At 68.0% G+C, this 15,389-nt stretch carries 19 protein-coding genes; 11 read left to right on the top strand and 8 right to left on the bottom strand.

Annotation, left to right across the window (positions count from 1 at the left end; all coding sequences use genetic code 11):
• Positions 1-6 precede the first annotated feature (6 nt).
• Genes ABD729_RS04745 through ABD729_RS04735 form a run of 3 tightly spaced genes read right to left on the bottom strand, consistent with a single transcriptional unit; the run spans position 7 to position 2,379 of the window.
• Positions 7-1,311 (bottom strand): metal-dependent hydrolase family protein, encoded by a 1,305-nt coding sequence (locus tag ABD729_RS04745; protein WP_344709007.1) that lies wholly within the window; start codon positions 1,309-1,311, stop codon positions 7-9.
• Positions 1,312-1,339: 28 nt separating this feature from the next.
• A complete protein-coding gene (locus ABD729_RS04740; protein ID WP_344709006.1) occupies positions 1,340-1,699 on the bottom strand; it encodes a ribose-phosphate pyrophosphokinase in 360 nt (119 codons plus the stop codon).
• Entirely contained in the window at positions 1,696-2,379 is a 684-nt protein-coding gene (locus ABD729_RS04735; RefSeq protein ID WP_344709005.1) for a DUF4893 domain-containing protein, read from the bottom strand. Before ABD729_RS04735 ends, ABD729_RS04740 begins: the two co-directional genes overlap by 4 nt.
• A 95-nt stretch (positions 2,380-2,474) precedes the next feature.
• Here ABD729_RS04735 and rarD point away from each other — a divergent pair, with 95 nt between their 5' ends.
• From rarD to ABD729_RS04720, 3 genes are read left to right on the top strand one after another with little or no spacing between them, the layout of a single operon-like run.
• Positions 2,475-3,401: an EamA family transporter RarD gene (rarD, locus tag ABD729_RS04730; protein WP_344709004.1), complete on the top strand. Its 927-nt coding sequence runs from the start codon at positions 2,475-2,477 to the stop codon at positions 3,399-3,401.
• A gap of 10 nt (positions 3,402-3,411) precedes the next feature.
• A complete protein-coding gene (locus ABD729_RS04725; RefSeq protein WP_344709003.1) occupies positions 3,412-4,008 on the top strand; it encodes a YdeI/OmpD-associated family protein in 597 nt (198 codons plus the stop codon).
• Between the two features lie 15 nt (positions 4,009-4,023).
• On the top strand, positions 4,024-4,248 hold the full coding sequence (locus ABD729_RS04720) for a hypothetical protein (RefSeq protein ID WP_344709002.1): 225 nt from the start codon (positions 4,024-4,026) through the stop codon (positions 4,246-4,248).
• Between the two features lies 1 nt (position 4,249).
• Here the strand turns inward: ABD729_RS04720 and ABD729_RS04715 are convergent, their stop codons facing one another.
• On the bottom strand, positions 4,250-5,977 hold the full coding sequence (locus ABD729_RS04715; RefSeq protein WP_344709001.1) for a PHA/PHB synthase family protein: 1,728 nt from the start codon (positions 5,975-5,977) through the stop codon (positions 4,250-4,252).
• A gap of 313 nt (positions 5,978-6,290) precedes the next feature.
• Between ABD729_RS04715 and ABD729_RS04710 the strand changes: the two genes are divergently transcribed.
• Positions 6,291-6,923 carry a trimeric intracellular cation channel family protein gene (locus tag ABD729_RS04710; RefSeq protein ID WP_344708999.1) on the top strand — a complete coding sequence of 211 codons (633 nt, stop codon included), beginning with the start codon at positions 6,291-6,293 and terminating at the stop codon, positions 6,921-6,923.
• Between the two features lie 71 nt (positions 6,924-6,994).
• Entirely contained in the window at positions 6,995-7,795 is an 801-nt protein-coding gene (locus ABD729_RS04705) for a hypothetical protein (protein ID WP_344708998.1), read from the top strand.
• 10 nt (positions 7,796-7,805) lie between these two features.
• Here the strand turns inward: ABD729_RS04705 and ABD729_RS04700 are convergent, their stop codons facing one another.
• Complete coding sequence (locus ABD729_RS04700) at positions 7,806-8,957, bottom strand: glycosyltransferase family A protein (protein WP_344708997.1); 1,152 nt, start codon at positions 8,955-8,957, stop codon at positions 7,806-7,808.
• Positions 8,958-9,061: 104 nt separating this feature from the next.
• Between ABD729_RS04700 and ABD729_RS04695 the strand changes: the two genes are divergently transcribed.
• Both ABD729_RS04695 and ABD729_RS04690 read left to right on the top strand, forming a co-directional pair.
• Positions 9,062-10,240 carry an LL-diaminopimelate aminotransferase gene (locus ABD729_RS04695; protein WP_344708996.1) on the top strand — a complete coding sequence of 393 codons (1,179 nt, stop codon included), beginning with the start codon at positions 9,062-9,064 and terminating at the stop codon, positions 10,238-10,240.
• A 35-nt stretch (positions 10,241-10,275) separates the two neighbouring features.
• The gene (locus ABD729_RS04690; protein ID WP_344708995.1) at positions 10,276-10,965 is read left to right on the top strand and encodes an META domain-containing protein; all 690 of its coding nucleotides are present in this window, start codon (positions 10,276-10,278) and stop codon (positions 10,963-10,965) included.
• Here the strand turns inward: ABD729_RS04690 and ABD729_RS04685 are convergent.
• Positions 10,962-12,023 (bottom strand): calcium:cation antiporter, encoded by a 1,062-nt coding sequence (locus ABD729_RS04685; protein ID WP_344708994.1) that lies wholly within the window; start codon positions 12,021-12,023, stop codon positions 10,962-10,964. The genes ABD729_RS04690 and ABD729_RS04685 overlap by 4 nt on opposite strands.
• Positions 12,024-12,025: 2 nt before the next feature.
• Positions 12,026-12,592, bottom strand: coding sequence for a hypothetical protein (locus tag ABD729_RS04680; RefSeq protein ID WP_344708993.1), 567 nt, complete (start codon positions 12,590-12,592; stop codon positions 12,026-12,028).
• Positions 12,593-12,658: 66 nt separating this feature from the next.
• Between ABD729_RS04680 and ABD729_RS04675 the strand changes: the two genes are divergently transcribed.
• Positions 12,659-12,808 (top strand): DUF2256 domain-containing protein, encoded by a 150-nt coding sequence (locus tag ABD729_RS04675; RefSeq protein ID WP_344708992.1) that lies wholly within the window; start codon positions 12,659-12,661, stop codon positions 12,806-12,808.
• Positions 12,808-13,296 carry a DUF2721 domain-containing protein gene (locus tag ABD729_RS04670; RefSeq protein WP_344708991.1) on the top strand — a complete coding sequence of 163 codons (489 nt, stop codon included), beginning with the start codon at positions 12,808-12,810 and terminating at the stop codon, positions 13,294-13,296. The genes ABD729_RS04675 and ABD729_RS04670 overlap by 1 nt, the downstream gene beginning before the upstream one ends.
• Before the next feature lies 1 nt (position 13,297).
• Here the strand turns inward: ABD729_RS04670 and ABD729_RS04665 are convergent, their stop codons facing one another.
• Positions 13,298-13,708 (bottom strand): hypothetical protein, encoded by a 411-nt coding sequence (locus tag ABD729_RS04665; RefSeq protein WP_344708990.1) that lies wholly within the window; start codon positions 13,706-13,708, stop codon positions 13,298-13,300.
• Positions 13,709-13,853: 145 nt separating this feature from the next.
• On the opposite strand from ABD729_RS04665, the gene glpX reads away from it, so the two are divergent.
• Entirely contained in the window at positions 13,854-14,825 is a 972-nt protein-coding gene (gene glpX, locus ABD729_RS04660) for a class II fructose-bisphosphatase (RefSeq protein WP_344708989.1), read from the top strand.
• Positions 14,826-14,855: 30 nt separating this feature from the next.
• Positions 14,856-15,380 carry a PH domain-containing protein gene (locus tag ABD729_RS04655; protein ID WP_344708988.1) on the top strand — a complete coding sequence of 175 codons (525 nt, stop codon included), beginning with the start codon at positions 14,856-14,858 and terminating at the stop codon, positions 15,378-15,380.
• Positions 15,381-15,389 lie beyond the last annotated feature (9 nt).

The raw sequence follows: 15,389 nt of genomic DNA, 5'->3' as shown, positions 1-15,389 counted from the left end.
CCTCGCTCAGTCGGCGGCCGTGAGCTGGCGCTGCCCGCCGAGCTTGTAGACCTGGCCCCACTTCATCACGAAGCCGACGTTCTCCATCAGGCGGATGTTGGCCAGCGGATCGCCGTCGACCGCGATGATGTCCGCATCCTTGCCCGCCTCGATGGTTCCGGCCACCGCCGACACGCCGAGCAGGTCGGCCGCATTGACCGTCGCCGCCTTGATCGCGTCGGCCGGAGCCATGCCGTTCTTGACCATCAGCCCGAATTCCTCGGCATTCTTGCCATGCGGGCTGACCGCGCTGTCGGTGCCGAAGGCGATCTTCACGCCTTCCCGCACAGCGCGGGCGAAGCTCTTTTCGGCGTTGCCCTTGGCGGCGGCCGCCTTCTCGAACTGCGCCGGGGTCAGGGCCCCGCGTTCGCCGTCCTTGTAGGCTGCCGCGGGAGCCATCAGGGTCGGAACGTAATAAGCCCCGGTCTGCTTGTAGAGGCGGAAGGTCTCGTCATCGGCGAAGGTGCCATGTTCGATCGAGTTGGCGCCCGAGCGAAGCGCGGCGTTGATGCCACTCGTCCCATGGGCATGGACCGCGACCTTGCGGCCGAACGAGCGCGCTGTTTCGACGATGGCGCGCATCTCGTCTTCCATCATCTGCTGGTTGAGCCCGCCCGCGACATTGCTGAGAACGCCGCCGGTCGCGGCGAACTTCACCACGTCGGCGCCGTCGCGGATCTGCTCGCGGGTGGCGCGGCGGCAGTCGTCGGCCCCGTTGCAGACGTTGCTTTCATGATTGTGGCCGATCTCGGCGAGTTCGCGATTGAGGCCGTTCACTGGGTCGCCGTGCCCGCCCGAGACCGAGATCATCTTCGCGGCCATCAGGATGCTCGGTCCGACATAGGCGCCCGAATTGATCGCCCCCTTCAGCGCGCGGATGGTGGGCGGGTCGCCGCCGAGATCACGCACCGTGGTGAAGCCCGCGGCGAGCGTCTTCTTGGCATTGGCGAGCGCGGTGAAGGCTTCGTCCTCGTCATTGCGGACGGGCGCCTGAAGCCGCGCCTGCAGCCGGTCGTCGAGCCCGCCGAGGTGGACGTGGCTGTCGATCAGGCCGGGCATGACGGTGCTGGAGCGGAGATCGACAATGCGAGCGCCGGGAATGGTCGCGAAGCCGTCGCGGATCTCGACGATCTTGCGACCCTGGATCACGACCGAGGCATTGCGCATGGGCGCTCGGCCGGGAACGTCGATCAGCGTGCCGGCGTAGATGACGGTGACGGGCTGGGCGGTCGCCGCCTGGGCGATGGCGGCGGCTACGAGCATCGAAAGCATATTGGTCCCCCTGAGGTCTGGCCGAAGCTTAGCCGCCCCTACGCTCCTGCCAATAGCGATATGCCTCCCCTTGCAATCGCTCGATCAGGCGGCGCGCTTCGGGGCCGGTCCATTCGCCGGTGAAGCGATGCCTTTCCCAGCTGCCGGTCCACCAGCCCTGGCCGGGAAGCCCGTCCGACTGGCGCACCACCAAAACCGCCAGCTCGGGTTCGCCGGCGGCTTCGGCCGCCTCGTCGATGGCGGCAAGGGTTACGCAGAGCGCGCGCATCTTGGGCCGGGTGAAGGCGTGGCCGAGCCGCCCGAGCAGTTCCGAATAGGTGAGCGGATGACCGGCGGCGGCGGCGGCAAGCAGATGCTCGCGGACCGCTGCCGGGTCGGCGATGCTCACTGGCCGGGCTGGTTGGCGACCGGCGTCAGTTCATAGACTTCGAGCTTCGCTCCGGAGCGCGGATAGGGCAGTGTCAGCCGCCAGCGCATCGGAGCGATCCGCTCCATCACGCCGGCCATGTCGCGCTTGTCGTCCTGGCCGTAGGGCTTGGGCTGCTGTTCGCTGCCGAGCGCGACGCTGCCGAGGAAGATCAGGCGCGAGGCGACATCGTCGTCCCACAGGCGCCCGGCGGGGCGCTCGGTCCCGGTCTGCTTGACGATGGTGAGAAGGTCGTCCTCCACCTCGACATAGCAGAAGAACGGTTTGAAGCGGACAAAGGCCGGCGACCCTCGCTCGGCGCTGCCGAGCCGGACCAGCCGGCAATTGTAGCTGCCGGGCGTCGGCGCCGGGCGGGGTAGCGCGGTCGCGGGGCGGAGGAGGTCGCCTTCCTCGCGGACGCTGCTTGCGAAGCGCGCGCGGGCCGCGGTGAGCCCTTCGGTCCAGGCGAAGGGAAGGCGGTTGATGCGATCGGCATCGCCGGCCGTGGCCACCGCGAGCCAGCGGTCGGCCTTCTTCGGCGCCGTGGGGGCGGTTGCCGGCTGTGCCGACGGCGTGCCGACCTTGGCCACGGTGCATCCGCCAAGCGCCAAGAGCGCGGCGACGATCGTTCCTGAGCGGGCAATATCCATGGGCTTCCTCACGCTAGCACAGCGTCTGCGGGCGTCCACATGGACAAAGGCCCCCACTGGTTAACAATTCCTTGCGATGCGGCCGCGGCGGTCCCAAGGCGCGGCGAATGACCGCCTCCCCGCCTCCCCGTCCGCAAAGTCTTTCCCGTGCCGGCCTCGGCCTCGGGATCGGTGCCTATACGGCGTGGGGGCTGATGCCGCTCTACTTCAAGCTGCTGCTTGGCGTGCCGGCGGTCGCGATCGTCGCGCACCGGATCGTCTGGTCGTTCCTGCTGCTGGGTGGGCTGATCAGCCTGACCGGGACGTGGAGCGCGGTGCGCGCCGCGGTAAAGGAGCCACGGACGGTGCGGCTGCTGCTGGCGACCGCGGCGCTGATCGGGGGCAATTGGCTGCTCTACGTCTATGCGGTGAACAGCGGGCACATCCTGGCGGCGAGCCTTGGCTATTACCTCAATCCCCTCGCCAACATCCTGCTCGGGCGCTTCGTCCTTGGTGAGCCGCTGAGCCGGGCGCAGTGGCTGGCGGTGGCCCTTGCCGCGGTGGGCGTCTCGATCCTGGCGCTTGGCGCCCTGTCCCACCTGTGGCTCAGCCTCGCCCTGTGCGGCAGCTTCGCGCTCTACGGCCTGCTCAGGAAGGTCGCGACGGTGGAAGCGACCGCGGGGCTGGGCATCGAGACCGCGCTGCTGCTGCCCGTTGCCGCCGGCTGGCTGGTGTGGGCGATGCTGACCAGCGACATTCCGGTGTGGGGCGTCGACCGTGCCGATACCGGCCTGCTGATCCTGTCGGGGCTGGTATCGACCGTGCCGCTCCTCCTGTTCACCGCGGCGGCCCGGAAGCTTCCCTATTCCACTCTTGGCATCCTCCAGTTCATCGCGCCGACCCTGCAGTTCCTGGTCGCGGTGTTCCTCTACGGTGAGCCGTTCAGGACGACGCAGGCGATGGCCTTTGCCTGCATCTGGACGGCGGCGCTGATCTATCTCATCTCTGCGCTGCGCAGCGGTGCGGAAGGGAAGCCGGAACCGCTGCCCGAATAGGAGGGCAGTCATGAGCGCCGATCCCAGGATCGATGCCTATATCGCCAAGGCGCAGCCGTTCGCCCGGCCGATCCTCGAGCATGTCCGGAAGCGGATCCACGCCGCCGTTCCGGAGGTGGAAGAGAGCATCAAGTGGAGCGCCCCGGCGTTCCTGTTGGACGGCAGGATCCTGCTCATGATGGCCTGTTTCAAGCAGCATATGGCGCTGAACTTCTGGCGCGGGCAGGAACTGCGCGGCGGGGCGGCGAGCGACGAGGCGATGGGGCAGTTCGGCCGCATCACCGCGATGGCCGACCTGCCCGGCGATGCCGAGCTGGAGCGGCTGATCCGCGAGGCGGCCGACCTGTCCCGCTCGGCGCCCGCCCCGCGCAAGGCCAAGGCGGCCCCCAAACCCGCCGCCGAGCTTCATGCCGACTTCGCCGCGGCGCTGGACGGAGACGAGGCCGCCAAGGCCGCGTTCGAGGCCTTTCCGCCGGGATGCCGGCGCGAATATGCCGACTGGATCGCCGAAGCGAAGCGCGAGGAAACCCGGGCCAGGCGGATCGCGACGGCGATGGGCAACCTTCGCGAGGGCAAGAAGCTGCACTGGAAATATGAAGGCTGCTGACCGACATAAGGGATCATGTTGAACCTTGTCTCGCTCCTGATCGGCCTTGTCGCCCTTGTCAGCGCCGCCGTCGCCTTCCTTCCCCTGCTCGGCTGGGCCAACTGGCTGATCCTGCCGCTGGCGGTGGTCGGCGCCGGGATCGGCCAGCTGAGCGGCGGGTCCAAGGCCGGCCGCAACCTGTGCATCTTCGTGATCGTGGTCGGTGCCCTGCGGCTGATGCTGGGCGGCGGGATCCTCTAGCTCAGCGCATCTTCACGTAGCGGCCGGGGGCATCCTCGATCGCTTTCAGCTTGCCCTTGCCCGGCATGCGCGCGCCGGTAGCGGGAACCTCCTTCGGCGCCTTGCCCTTGAGCCAGCCGAGCCAATCGGGCCACCAGCTGCCCTTGTGCTCGGTCGCGCCCGCGATGAATTCGTCGAGGTCCTTGGGCTCGCCCTCGTTGACCCAATACTGATATTTGCCGGCGCTCGGCGGATTGACGACACCGGCGATATGGCCCGAGCCGGCGAGCACGAAGCGCTTTTCGCCGGGGACGTGGTCCATGATCTTCCACACGCTTTGCGGCGGGGCGATGTGATCCTCGCGCCCGGCCTGGATGTAGAGCGGGGTGCGGATCTGCCGGAGGTCGATCGGGGTGCCGTCGACGATCACACCGCCGCATTCGATCAGCTTGTTCTGCTTGTAGAGCGTATCGAGATAATCGCGGTGCCAGCCGGCCGGCAGGTTGGTGACGTCGCCGTTCCAGTGAAGCAGGTCGAACGGCGGGGGTTCCTTGCCCATCAGGTAGTTGTTGACGACGTAGTTCCAGATGAGATCGCGGCCGCGCAGCAGGTTGAAGGTGGAGGCCATCACCCGCCCATCGACGATCCCCGTGTCGGCCGACATCTGCCCGAGCAACTGCATGGTCTCGTCGCCGAGGAACAGGCGAAGATCGCCCGCTTCGGAGAAATCCACCTGCGCGGTGAAGAAGGTGGCCGAGGCGACCTTGTCCGCCTGCCCCCTTGCCGCCAGCAGGGCGAGCGTCGCGGCGAGCGTGGTGCCGGCCACGCAATAGCCGATGGTGTGCACGCTTTCGACGCCGAGCAGGTCGCGCACGGTGTCGATCGCATCGACCTGGCCGCGCAGGACGTAATCGTCGAGGGTGACGTCCTTGATGCTTTCGTCGGCCGACTTCCAGCTGACCATGAACAGGGTGATGCCCTGTTCGACGCACCAGCGGACGAAGCTCTTCTCGGCGGTGAGGTCGAGGATGTAGAAGCGGTTGATCCACGGCGGGAAGACGATCAGCGGCGTTTCCAGCACTTGCGGCGTCGTCGGGGTATACTGGATCAGCTGGTAGAGCGCGGTTTCGTGAACGACCTTGCCGGGCGTGGTCGCGAGATTGCGGCCGACCTCGAAATGCCCCTTGGCGACATGGGTCATCTGCCCCGCCTTCATGTCGTCGAGCATGTGGCGCAGGCCGGTGAGGAGGTTTTCGCCGCGGCTGTCGAGCGTCGCCTTCAGCACCTGGGGATTGGTGAGGGCGAAATTGGACGGGCTCATCGCGTCGACGAAGCTGGCAGTGAGGAACTTGAGGCGCTGGTGGGCCGCGGCATCGAGCCCATCGGCCTCGTCGACGCTTTTCATCAGCTGGTCGGAAATGGCGAGGTAGGACTGGCGAATGGTGTCGAACAGCGGATTGTCGCGCCATTCGGGTGCGGCGAAGCGCTTGTCCTTTTTCTCCGCCGCCGCGCTCATTCCGCCGAGCATCTGGCCCCACGCCTCGAGCCCCTTGCCCCACGCTTCGGCGCCGGCGCTCAGCATCGCCATCGGATCGGGCGCGGGCGGCAGCTTGAGGCCCGGCGCCGGATCGCCCGCCTTCCAGCTGTCGGCCCAGGTTTCGAGCAGCATCTGCTGCGCGCGGCCCATCACGAGCGTCCAGTGCTGCCAGTCCTCGAGGCTCGGAAAGGCGGGCGTGGCGGTGTCGGTCATGGTCGGTCCGTTTCTCTGCCCGGAGCAGGAAAAAGAAAAACTGCCTTGGATTTCACTTCGTCCACTTCGCCCCTGTCGTCCACGTCGCAGCGGTCGAGGCGGTGGGCGAAAGCGGTCGAAGGCATGGGCTCACCATGGCATGGATCGGGGGGTGTAGGACAGTGCGTGCCGCGCCCCGTCGCAGCGAGCGGCCTGGAATGAGCGGACCGGAGGGTCAGGCGTGGGGCAAGAAATCGCGGGCGGCGAGAAGTGTTCGGGGCCCGCGCGCAATGGATTGCTTCGGCGCCGCGCTCCTCGCAATGACGGGAATGCGATGACGCCCAATCTTCCCGTTCCTGCCCTGCCGCTGGCGATCCAGGCGATCGACCTGTTCGGGATCGCGGTGTTTGCCGTGTCGGGCGCGCTGCTGGCGGCGGAGCGACGGCAGACCTTTGTCACCTTCCTGTTTTTTGCGGTGGTGACCGGGGTCGGCGGCGGCACCTTGCGCGACCTACTGATCGGGGCACCGGTGTTCTGGACCCGGGGCAATGAGGTGCTGGTGATCTGCTTTTCCGCGGCGCTGCTGGTGTGGCTGGCGAGCCGGCGCTGGTTCGCGGGATCGGCCTTGCTGTGGTTCGACGCGGCGGGGCTTGGCGCCTACGCCACCTATGGCGCGGCCAAGGCGCTGGCCTATGGCATCGCGCCGGTCCCCGCCTTCGCGATGGGCGTGCTGACCGCCTGCGCGGGCGGAATCATCCGCGACGTGCTGGCGGGCGAGCCGTCGATCCTGATGCGGCCCGAGCTTTACGTCACGGCGGCGGCGCTGAGTGCGGGGCTGCTGGTGGGGCTGGCGCTGCTTGGCGTGACCGGCTGGGCCGCGGCGCTGGTCGCGGCGCTGGCCGGATTTGGCCTGCGCGGCCTGGCGATCGCACGGGGCTGGAGCCTGCCCGCCTACGGCAGGGGGTGAAATCGCCTCAGCCCGTCGAAACGCCCCGTGGCAAGGAGCGCCGCCTGCGCTAGGGGCGGCGGATGGGCGTGATGCAGCCTTTGTCGCACTATGCGGAAGACGTTCCGGTCCGGGCGAAGCAGCGCCGGCCGCGGCGCCAGCGGCTGATCGGGCTCGGCGCCGCGATCCTGCTCGAGCTTTTGGTCGTCCTCGCGCTTCTCACGCTGGGGAGCGGGCGGATGGCGGACATGGCCAAGGTCGGCGAACCGCTCAAGACCTTCGATCTTGCCGCGCCGCGGCCCGAGCCGGTGGTGCCGGTCAAGAAGCCCGAAACCAAGGTCACGGCGAAGACCGCCGCGGTAACCCCGCCCCGGCCGATCGATACCCCGCAGGTCCCCGCGCCCGCCGCCCCGTCGGTGCAGCCGCCGACGCCGCAGCCGGCGCCGCTGGTGCAATTGTCGCGCGACGAGCTGGCGGCGGCCGACCTTCGCTCGCTGCCATCGGTCCCGCGGCCGGTGGCGCGGGCCGGCCCGGCGGCGCCCAGCACCGAGGCCGACACCCCGCTGGTCGACGGCACCGGCCCCAATGGCGAAAAGCTGTACGCCGCCGCCTGGCAGCGCGAGCCGTCCGATGGCGAGATGCGCGGCTACCTGTCGACCGCGCAGCCCGGCTGGGCCCTCATCGCCTGCCGCACCGTGGCCGACTTCAGGGTCGACGATTGCGTGTCGCTGGGCGAAAATCCGCGCGGATCGCAACTGGCCCGCGCGGTACTGGCCGCCTCCTGGCAGTTCCGCGTCCTGCCCCCGCGGGTCGGCGGCCGCTACCAGGTCGGCGAATGGGTCCGCATCCGCTTCACCTACGGCGTCCGCCAACGCGCGGCGTGGGAGAAGTAAGCGGGCGGCTCTAGCGGCGCCGGGCTGCGATCAGCGCCCGCTGCTGCTCCTTGTACCAGGCGCTGACATCACGGCGATCGCGGCGGAAGATACGATAGGCAAGGGGAATGGCGCCAAGGATGCCGCGTACCTGGGGGAATTCGAAGCGCCGTGCGACCACGTCCTTGATCGTTTCGCCAAGCAGCCGGCGGGCGACGAAAATCCAGTAGCGGCCTTCCAGACGGCTGGGATCGGCGCTGTTCACCCTGATGAAGAAGGCCACGTTGGAAACGCCGAGAAGGGTCGCGAGGTAGCGGGAAGCGCGGCTGGCAGCGACTTCATAGTGGTGCTGCCGCGAAGCGTGGATGATCACGCAGGCCCCATGCCGGCCGTAGCGATAGCTGACATCGAGGTCCTCGCACGGCGAATAGCCGAGCAGGTAGGAATTGAAGCGCTCGGCCTTAGCGACCGGCGAACGGATCGCCATCGAACCACCCGGCAGATAGTCGCTGAGATAACCCTCATCGCTGCCCATGATGCCGGCCACCCGGTCCGCATTGCCGGGCCGTCCCTCGTCATAGGGCACGAACATGCGCTCCATGCTCATCATCAGGATTTCCTTGCGGATCCACGGCCAGATCTTCAGATTTTCCTCGAGAAAGCCGGCGAGCCTGGCGACCTTCCGGGTGCCGGTGTCCTTCTGCTCCAAGGCGGCGGGGACATTCGAGCCATCGTGAAGCCCCAGCATCCGAGCGGCAACAGGCGGAAAGTCGGCGACGAGATTGCCGCCTACGCCGACGATCCTCTGGTCGGGATCACGCTCGAAGATGGCGAGCGTCCGTTCGGCGTAGTCGGGGAAAAGGAGGCTGTCGTCATCGGTGAAGAGGACGACGTCGGCGGTGACATGGTCGAGCGCCTGGTTGCGCTGAAAGGCGGCGGAGCGTTCTTGCGCGGGAATGACGACCAGCCTGATCGCTGTCCCGGCAAGCAATTCGCGCAGCTCTCTCTCATGCGCTTCCCAATCCGGGCTCGCATCGACGACGATGATCTCTTTCGGTGACCGGGTCTGCGCAGCCGAACAGGCAACGGCGACCTTGAGAATGTCGATACGACTGACGGTCGGAATGCAGTGAGCCCAGCTCAGTTCGATTCCAGCCTGTGGTGGGCGCCCAGTTTCGGTCATGGATTGGCCGTGTAGCAGCAGCGGCGATCGAGGACAGGCCCTGGCGGCACGCGGTCCCGTCTTGGCACTCGCGATTGCCGAAGATCACAACTAAGGTCGGCGGCATGCACACCGATTTCTACCGCATCGAGCGGCTGCCGCCCTATGTCTTTGCCGAGGTGAATGGGATGCGCGCGGCGATGCGGGCGCGGGGGCAGGATGTGATCGACCTCGGGATGGGCAATCCCGACACGCCGCCGCCGGCGCACGTGATCGCCAAGCTGGCCGAGGTGGCGGCCAAGCCCGATGCGCATGGCTATTCGGCGTCCAAGGGCATTCCGGGGCTGCGCAAGGCACAGGCGGCTTATTACCAGCGGCGGTTCGGGGTGGAGCTCGATCCCGACAGCGAGGTGATCGTGACCCTGGGGTCGAAGGAAGGCCTCGCCAACCTTGCTCAGGCGATCACCGCGCCGGGCGACGTGATCCTGGCGCCCAACCCCTCTTATCCGATCCACAGCTTCGGCTTCATCATCGCGGGCGCCGCGATCCGCTCGATCCCCGCCGCGCCGGGGGAGGAGTTCTTCGAGCGGCTGCGGATGGCGATGCGCTACACCGTGCCGCGGCCCAAGGTGCTGGTGATCGGCTATCCGAGCAATCCGACGGCCTATGTCGCCGACGTCGCCTTTTACGAGAAACTGGTTGCCTTTGCGCGCGAGCACGGGATCTGGATCATCTCCGACCTGGCTTATGCCGAAATCTATTTCGGCGAGACGCCGACGCCGTCGATCCTGGCGGTCGAGGGCGCCAAGGAGGTGGCGATCGAGTTCACCTCGATGAGCAAGACTTATTCGATGGCCGGGTGGCGGATCGGCTTTGCGGTCGGCAATCGTGAGCTGATCGCGGCGCTGACGCGGGTGAAGAGCTACCTCGATTACGGGGCCTTCACACCGGTGCAGGCGGCGGCGGTGGCGGCGCTGAACGGACCGCAGGACTGCATCGCCGAGACCCGCGCGCTGTACAAACGCCGGCGCGACGTGCTGGTGGAAAGCTTCGGGCGGGCCGGGTGGGATATCCCCGTGCCGGAAGCGAGCATGTTCGCCTGGGCCCCGATCCCCGAGGCTTTCCAGAAGATGGGAAGCATGGAATTCGCCAAGCGGATGCTGAGCGAGGCCGGGGTGGCGGTGGCGCCGGGAGTCGGGTTCGGCGAGGAGGGCGAAGGGTTCGTCCGGATCGCGCTGGTCGAGAATGAGCAGCGGCTGCGGCAGGCGGCGCGCGGCGTGAAGAAGCTGCTGAAGTCGGTCTAGGCCATCCTTTCCCCTTCCCGTGCGTTCACGGGACCATGGAACGAAGGATTTTCAGCATTGCGGCGATCGCCGCGCTTTGTCTTGGCGGATGCGCGGGTCGCGTCGGCACCCCGGGCGGCGCGGTCGACCCGCTGCAGGCCCGCGGCGAGCAGCCCGGGTGGCGGCTGACCGCGACGCCGGGCCGGGTCGTCTTCGCAAGCGACGATGGCCGCCTGCTGGTCGATGAAACCAATGAAGCGGGAACGGTGCCGAAGGACGGGCGCCTGCAGGGCAAGCGGATCATCATCGACAGCCGGGTGCAGGCCTGCGCGCTGGGCGGAAGCGCCTACACGCAGACGGTGCGGGTGACGGTGGACGGGCAAGCCTGGGACGGCTGCGGCGGTGCCCAGTCGCGCGGCCTGTCGCTTGGCGCCGGCAAGTGGAACGTCCTGTCGGTGAGCGGGCGTTCGACCCCGCTCGACCGGCCGTTTGAGGCGAGCTTCGAGCGGGGCCGGCTGAGCCTCCAGCTTGGCTGCAACCGGCTGACCGCGCCTTATGCGCTGGCCGGCCAGTTGCTGAGCGTCGGCGCGGTCGCCGCGACCCGGATGACCTGCCCGGACATGAGCTTCGAGACGGCTGGCCTGCAGGCGCTAGCCCTGCCGTTCGAGGTGGAGCCCATCGGCACCGACCAGCTGGTGCTGCGCAACGCGCTTGGCACCTTCAACCTCGCGCGGGCGCGCTCCTAGGGGACCATCGTCACCAGCAGGTAGGCGGCGAACATGACGAGGTGGACGGCGCCGTGGAGCACCGTCACCCGGCCGCGCGCCAGCGACAGCGACGAGACGAACAGGGTGAGCACCAGCAGCACCACGCCCTGGTCCTCGAGCCCCAGCGACAGCGGCAGGTCGAGCAGGAAGGCGACCACCGTCACCGCCGGGATGGTGAGGCCGATGGTCGCGAGCGCCGAGCCGAGCGCGAGGTTGAGGCTGGTCTGGAGCCGGCCGAGCCGCGCGGCCTTCAACGCGGCGAGTCCTTCGGGAAGGAGGACTACGGCGGCGATGACGATGCCGACCAGGGCGCGGGGAGCCCCGGCGGCGGCGATCGCTTGCTCGAGCGGTTTCGACAGGCTCTTGGCGAGGAGGACCACGGCGAGCAGGCTGACCAGCAACAGCGCGAAGCTGATGCCCGCCGTCCGGGCCGTCGGGCGATGATCGTCGCTTCCGGCCGCTTCCGGACGGACGAAATAGTCGCGGTGCCGGACGGTCTGCGCGAAGACAAAGGTCAGGTAGAGGATCAGCGCGAAGATCGCGACAAAGGCGAGCTGGGTCGGGCTGTAGATCGGGCCGGCGACGCTGGTGGTGAAATTGGGCAGGACCAATGTCAGGACCAGCAGCGCCGCGATGGTGCTGAGCGCGGCATTGGCGCCGGTCCGAACGAAGCGCACCTGCATCGCGCGACGGGCGGCGGCGATGAGACAGACGCCGAGCATCAGGTTGAGGATGATCATGCTGGCAGCGAACACCGTGTCGCGGGCCAGCGCACTCGATCCTTCGGGTGCGGCGAGCATCAGGCTGACGATAAGCCCGGTTTCGATCACCGTCACCGCCAGCGCGAGGATGAGGGTCCCGAACGGCTCTCCCACCCGCTCCGCCACCACTTCGGCGTGATGCACGGCGGCAAGCACGGTGGCGGCGAGGATCAGGGCCGAAAGGAGCCACCAGCCGGCCCCCGCCATCGCCGCAATGGCGACGGCAAGGCCGATGGGTGGAACGATGATGGAGGCGCGGTCGGTGAAAGCGGACATGGTCAGAAGATAATGTAGCCCGCGACATAGCGTGTCACGAGGGCGGCAAGGACAAATGTCGCGGCGATGCGGCCGCGAACCGCCATGCCGAGGACGAGGAGGACCGCGAGCAGCAGCGTCATGCCGAGGCTCGAGGGGACGAGAAGGCGCGGGGCCAAGGAAGGGATGCTGGCATAATAGATCATCTGAACCACCAGCAGCCCGAGAAGGATACCAAGCACGATTCGGCGGACGCGGAAAAAATGATCGTCGAGATCGTCGATCCGGTCGAGGTCGCGGGGAAATACCAGCCGGGCAGCCATGTAATAGGCGCCGGCAAAGGCCGTCACCAGCATCAGGCTTTCCCCCGACACCGACACCAGCGACCGCAGCGTCCAGGCCGCCGACCAGAAGGACAACAGGTCGAGCAGCACGAACACCGCCAGCAGCGGGGTGAGCCAGCCGAGGCGAAGTTCGGGACGGCCATGCAACCGGTCCTCGATGCTGCGGGCAAGTCCGCTCAGCACTTCGGCGACGGACAGGCCCAGCATCAGCCCGTACAACGCAAACAGGAATTCAAAATCGCTCATCGAGGCCCAGCATGCGGACGGCACGCGGGTTTGACTAGGGGAGCGGCGCTGCCCATGACATTTCCAATGCCCAAGATGCGCAAGAAGGCGGACCTCCCGAGCAAGACGTGCGCGGCCTGCGGGTTGCCGTTCAGCTGGCGCAAGAAATGGGAGCGGGACTGGGCGAATGTCCTTTATTGTTCGGACCGCTGCCGGACGGCGGGAAAGAAGGCCTGATGATGTTTCCTGACACGCCCGAGACCGCGCAGGCGGTGGCCCGGATCATCGGCCAGGCGGTCGCGCCGGTGTTCCTGCTGGCGGGCATCGGCGCCTTCCTCAACACCCTGACCGGGCGGCTGGCGCGGATCGTCGATCGTGGCCGGGTGATCGAACCGCAACTGCTCGGCAGTGTCGGGGCCGAGCACGACCGGCTGGTGCGCGAGATCAACATGGTGGACCGGCGGATGGGGCTGATGAGCAGCGCCATCACCTCCACCGTCGCAAGCGCCGTGCTGGTTTGCACCGTGGTGGTGCTGTTGTTCGCCGCGGCGCTGACCAACCTTCATGCCGGGACCGCCATCGCGCTGCTGTTCATCGGCGCGATGGTGACGCTGGCCGCGGGCTTCTTCATATTCCTGATCGAGACCCGGATCGCAGCCCGGGCCATTCGCGTCCGCAAGGCGCTGCTCACCCACGAGGTGGACGAGGCCGCGGGCGACGAATGAGCTAGAGCGGCCGGGGCAGGTCGGTCCCGGCGGTATGCCAGTCCTGCCAGCGCCCCTCCCGGAGCAGGCCGGCGCGGAAGGCGTGCTGTTCCGGATCGATCACCAGCCACGCATCAGGTCCTTTCGACACCATCAGCAATCCCGAGCGCTGCAGTGGGCCGGAGCGCATCATCGCGTTGCGATAGGTCTGTGCGTCGGGGCCGAGACGGGCTTCGAGGTCGACGCTGATCGGGCTGTTTTCGACAAGGCCGCTTTCGGACGGGCGGCGGCCGATCATCCCGTCGAGCGCGGTCCAGTCCCCCGGCGCTTCCGCGATGACGTTGAGCGGCGGGGTGGCGACGTTGTCGGCCCATTTGTCCTGCTTGGAACAGGCGGACAAGGCGGCGGCGAGCAGCAGGGCAAGGATGCGCATGACATGGACAACGCCCGCCCGAGCGGTTTGGCTTCGGGTTTCTATTGAGGCGGCGGAACGAGCATCGCTGCTGGGGAGCTTGGTTGCCGCAGCCGCCGCCCCCCGGTAGGGCAGGCCCCAAGGCCAACAGGAGGACGACAGACCCGTGATTCAAGCCAGCAACATCCTCGACCGCGTACTCGTCCTCGAGATGGTGCGGGTCACCGAAGCCGCCGCCATCGCCGCTTCGACCCTGATCGGCCGCGGCGACGAAAAGGCGGCCGATGCCGCCGCGGTCGAAGCCATGCGCGCCGCGCTGAACGAGCTGCCGATGGACGGCACCGTGGTGATCGGCGAGGGTGAGCGCGACGAGGCGCCGATGCTGTATATCGGCGAAAAGGTCGGGTCCGAGCAGGGCACCGGCCCCAAGATCGACATCGCGCTCGATCCGCTGGAAGGCACCACCATCACCGCCAAGGCGGGTCCCAACGCGCTGGCCGTGCTGGCGATCGCCGAGGCCGGGTGCCTGCTGAACGCGCCCGACGTCTACATGGAGAAGCTGGCGATCGGGCCGGGCTATGCGCCGGGTACCGTCAGCCTCGAGCGGTCGCCGACCGAGAATGTCCGCTCGCTGGCCGCGGCCAAGGGCGTCGACCCGCACGAGATCATCGCCTGCGTCCTCGATCGTCCGCGCCACGCCGCGGTGATCGCCGAACTGCGCGCGCTTGGCTGCGGCATCATGCTGATCCCCGACGGCGACGTCGCGGGTGTCATCGCCACCACCAATCCCGACACCACCGTCGACATCTACATGGGGTCGGGCGGTGCGCCGGAGGGCGTGCTTGCCGCCGCGGCCCTGCGCTGCGTCGGGGGGCAGATCGAAGGCCGCCTGCTGTTTCGCAACGACGACGAGCGTTCGCGCGCGCGCCGCTGGGGGATCGAGGACCTCGACCGCATCTATCGCCTGGAAGACATGGCCAAGGGCGACTGCATCTTCGCCGCGACGGGCGTCACCGACGGGTCGCTGCTGAAGGGCGTGAAGCGCCGCAAGGGCTATCTCACCACCGAAAGCATCGTCATGCGCGCGTCGAGCGGAACGGTGCGGCGGATCTCGGGCGAGCATCGCAAGAGCCATTGAAGCCCGGCCCGGCTGCTGTATCATGCGGGTATGACAGCTGAGCTGACCGCAGACCGCGAAACGCCCCCGTTCGTCCACGCGGGCGGTCCCGTCGGCGTGGAGCCGGTTGAGCGTTCCTACGTGAACGTCATCCGGGCGCGGACCCTGATCGCCTGGCTGCCGGTCGTGATCGGGGCCATCGTCCTCGACCGGGTGGCGTTGCGGGAAACCGACTTCAGCGGGCTGCTGCTGGTGGCGATGCCGCTGCTGGCGGTGATCACGGCGGTGACCGCGCCGCCCCGGATTTGGGCGCGGATCGGCTATGCACTGGAGCCCGCGCTGCTGCGGGTGGTGCGCGGCTGGCTGTGGCACAGCGACACCGCCGTCCCGCTGGTCCGGGTGCAGCACCTTGATATCGCGCGCGGGCCGCTCGACAAGATGTTCGGCACCGCGACGCTGGCGATCCACACCGCGGGCACGCACAACAGCATCGTCAGCCTGCCCGGCCTGTCGCCCGCCCGTGCGGCCGAACTGGCGGCGGTGATCCGTACCCACATCAAGGCGGACCTCGACTGAGGTGACCCC

The sequence above is a fragment of the Sphingomonas humi genome (genome assembly GCF_039536725.1).
Classification (GTDB): Bacteria; Pseudomonadota; Alphaproteobacteria; order Sphingomonadales; family Sphingomonadaceae; genus Sphingomicrobium; species Sphingomicrobium humi.
Note: the sequence above shows the minus strand (reverse complement) of the source record. Positions and strands in the feature narration are given on the sequence as shown.

What these genes read in the sequence shown, in the direction of transcription:
- ABD729_RS04745 (WP_344709007.1), bottom strand. Translation starts at nt 1,311, where the DNA reads ATGCTTTCGATGCTCGTAGCCGCCGCCATCGCCCAGGCGGCGACCGCC.
- rarD (WP_344709004.1), top strand. Translation starts at nt 2,475, where the DNA reads ATGACCGCCTCCCCGCCTCCCCGTCCGCAAAGTCTTTCCCGTGCCGGC.
- ABD729_RS04725 (WP_344709003.1), top strand. Translation starts at nt 3,412, where the DNA reads ATGAGCGCCGATCCCAGGATCGATGCCTATATCGCCAAGGCGCAGCCG.
- ABD729_RS04720 (WP_344709002.1), top strand. Translation starts at nt 4,024, where the DNA reads ATGTTGAACCTTGTCTCGCTCCTGATCGGCCTTGTCGCCCTTGTCAGC.
- ABD729_RS04715 (WP_344709001.1), bottom strand. Translation starts at nt 5,977, where the DNA reads ATGACCGACACCGCCACGCCCGCCTTTCCGAGCCTCGAGGACTGGCAG.
- ABD729_RS04710 (WP_344708999.1), top strand. Translation starts at nt 6,291, where the DNA reads ATGACGCCCAATCTTCCCGTTCCTGCCCTGCCGCTGGCGATCCAGGCG.
- ABD729_RS04705 (WP_344708998.1), top strand. Translation starts at nt 6,995, where the DNA reads ATGCAGCCTTTGTCGCACTATGCGGAAGACGTTCCGGTCCGGGCGAAG.
- ABD729_RS04700 (WP_344708997.1), bottom strand. Translation starts at nt 8,957, where the DNA reads ATGACCGAAACTGGGCGCCCACCACAGGCTGGAATCGAACTGAGCTGG.
- ABD729_RS04695 (WP_344708996.1), top strand. Translation starts at nt 9,062, where the DNA reads ATGCACACCGATTTCTACCGCATCGAGCGGCTGCCGCCCTATGTCTTT.
- ABD729_RS04690 (WP_344708995.1), top strand. Translation starts at nt 10,276, where the DNA reads ATGGAACGAAGGATTTTCAGCATTGCGGCGATCGCCGCGCTTTGTCTT.
- ABD729_RS04685 (WP_344708994.1), bottom strand. Translation starts at nt 12,023, where the DNA reads ATGTCCGCTTTCACCGACCGCGCCTCCATCATCGTTCCACCCATCGGC.
- ABD729_RS04680 (WP_344708993.1), bottom strand. Translation starts at nt 12,592, where the DNA reads ATGAGCGATTTTGAATTCCTGTTTGCGTTGTACGGGCTGATGCTGGGC.
- ABD729_RS04675 (WP_344708992.1), top strand. Translation starts at nt 12,659, where the DNA reads ATGCCCAAGATGCGCAAGAAGGCGGACCTCCCGAGCAAGACGTGCGCG.
- ABD729_RS04670 (WP_344708991.1), top strand. Translation starts at nt 12,808, where the DNA reads ATGATGTTTCCTGACACGCCCGAGACCGCGCAGGCGGTGGCCCGGATC.
- ABD729_RS04665 (WP_344708990.1), bottom strand. Translation starts at nt 13,708, where the DNA reads ATGCGCATCCTTGCCCTGCTGCTCGCCGCCGCCTTGTCCGCCTGTTCC.
- ABD729_RS04655 (WP_344708988.1), top strand. Translation starts at nt 14,856, where the DNA reads ATGACAGCTGAGCTGACCGCAGACCGCGAAACGCCCCCGTTCGTCCAC.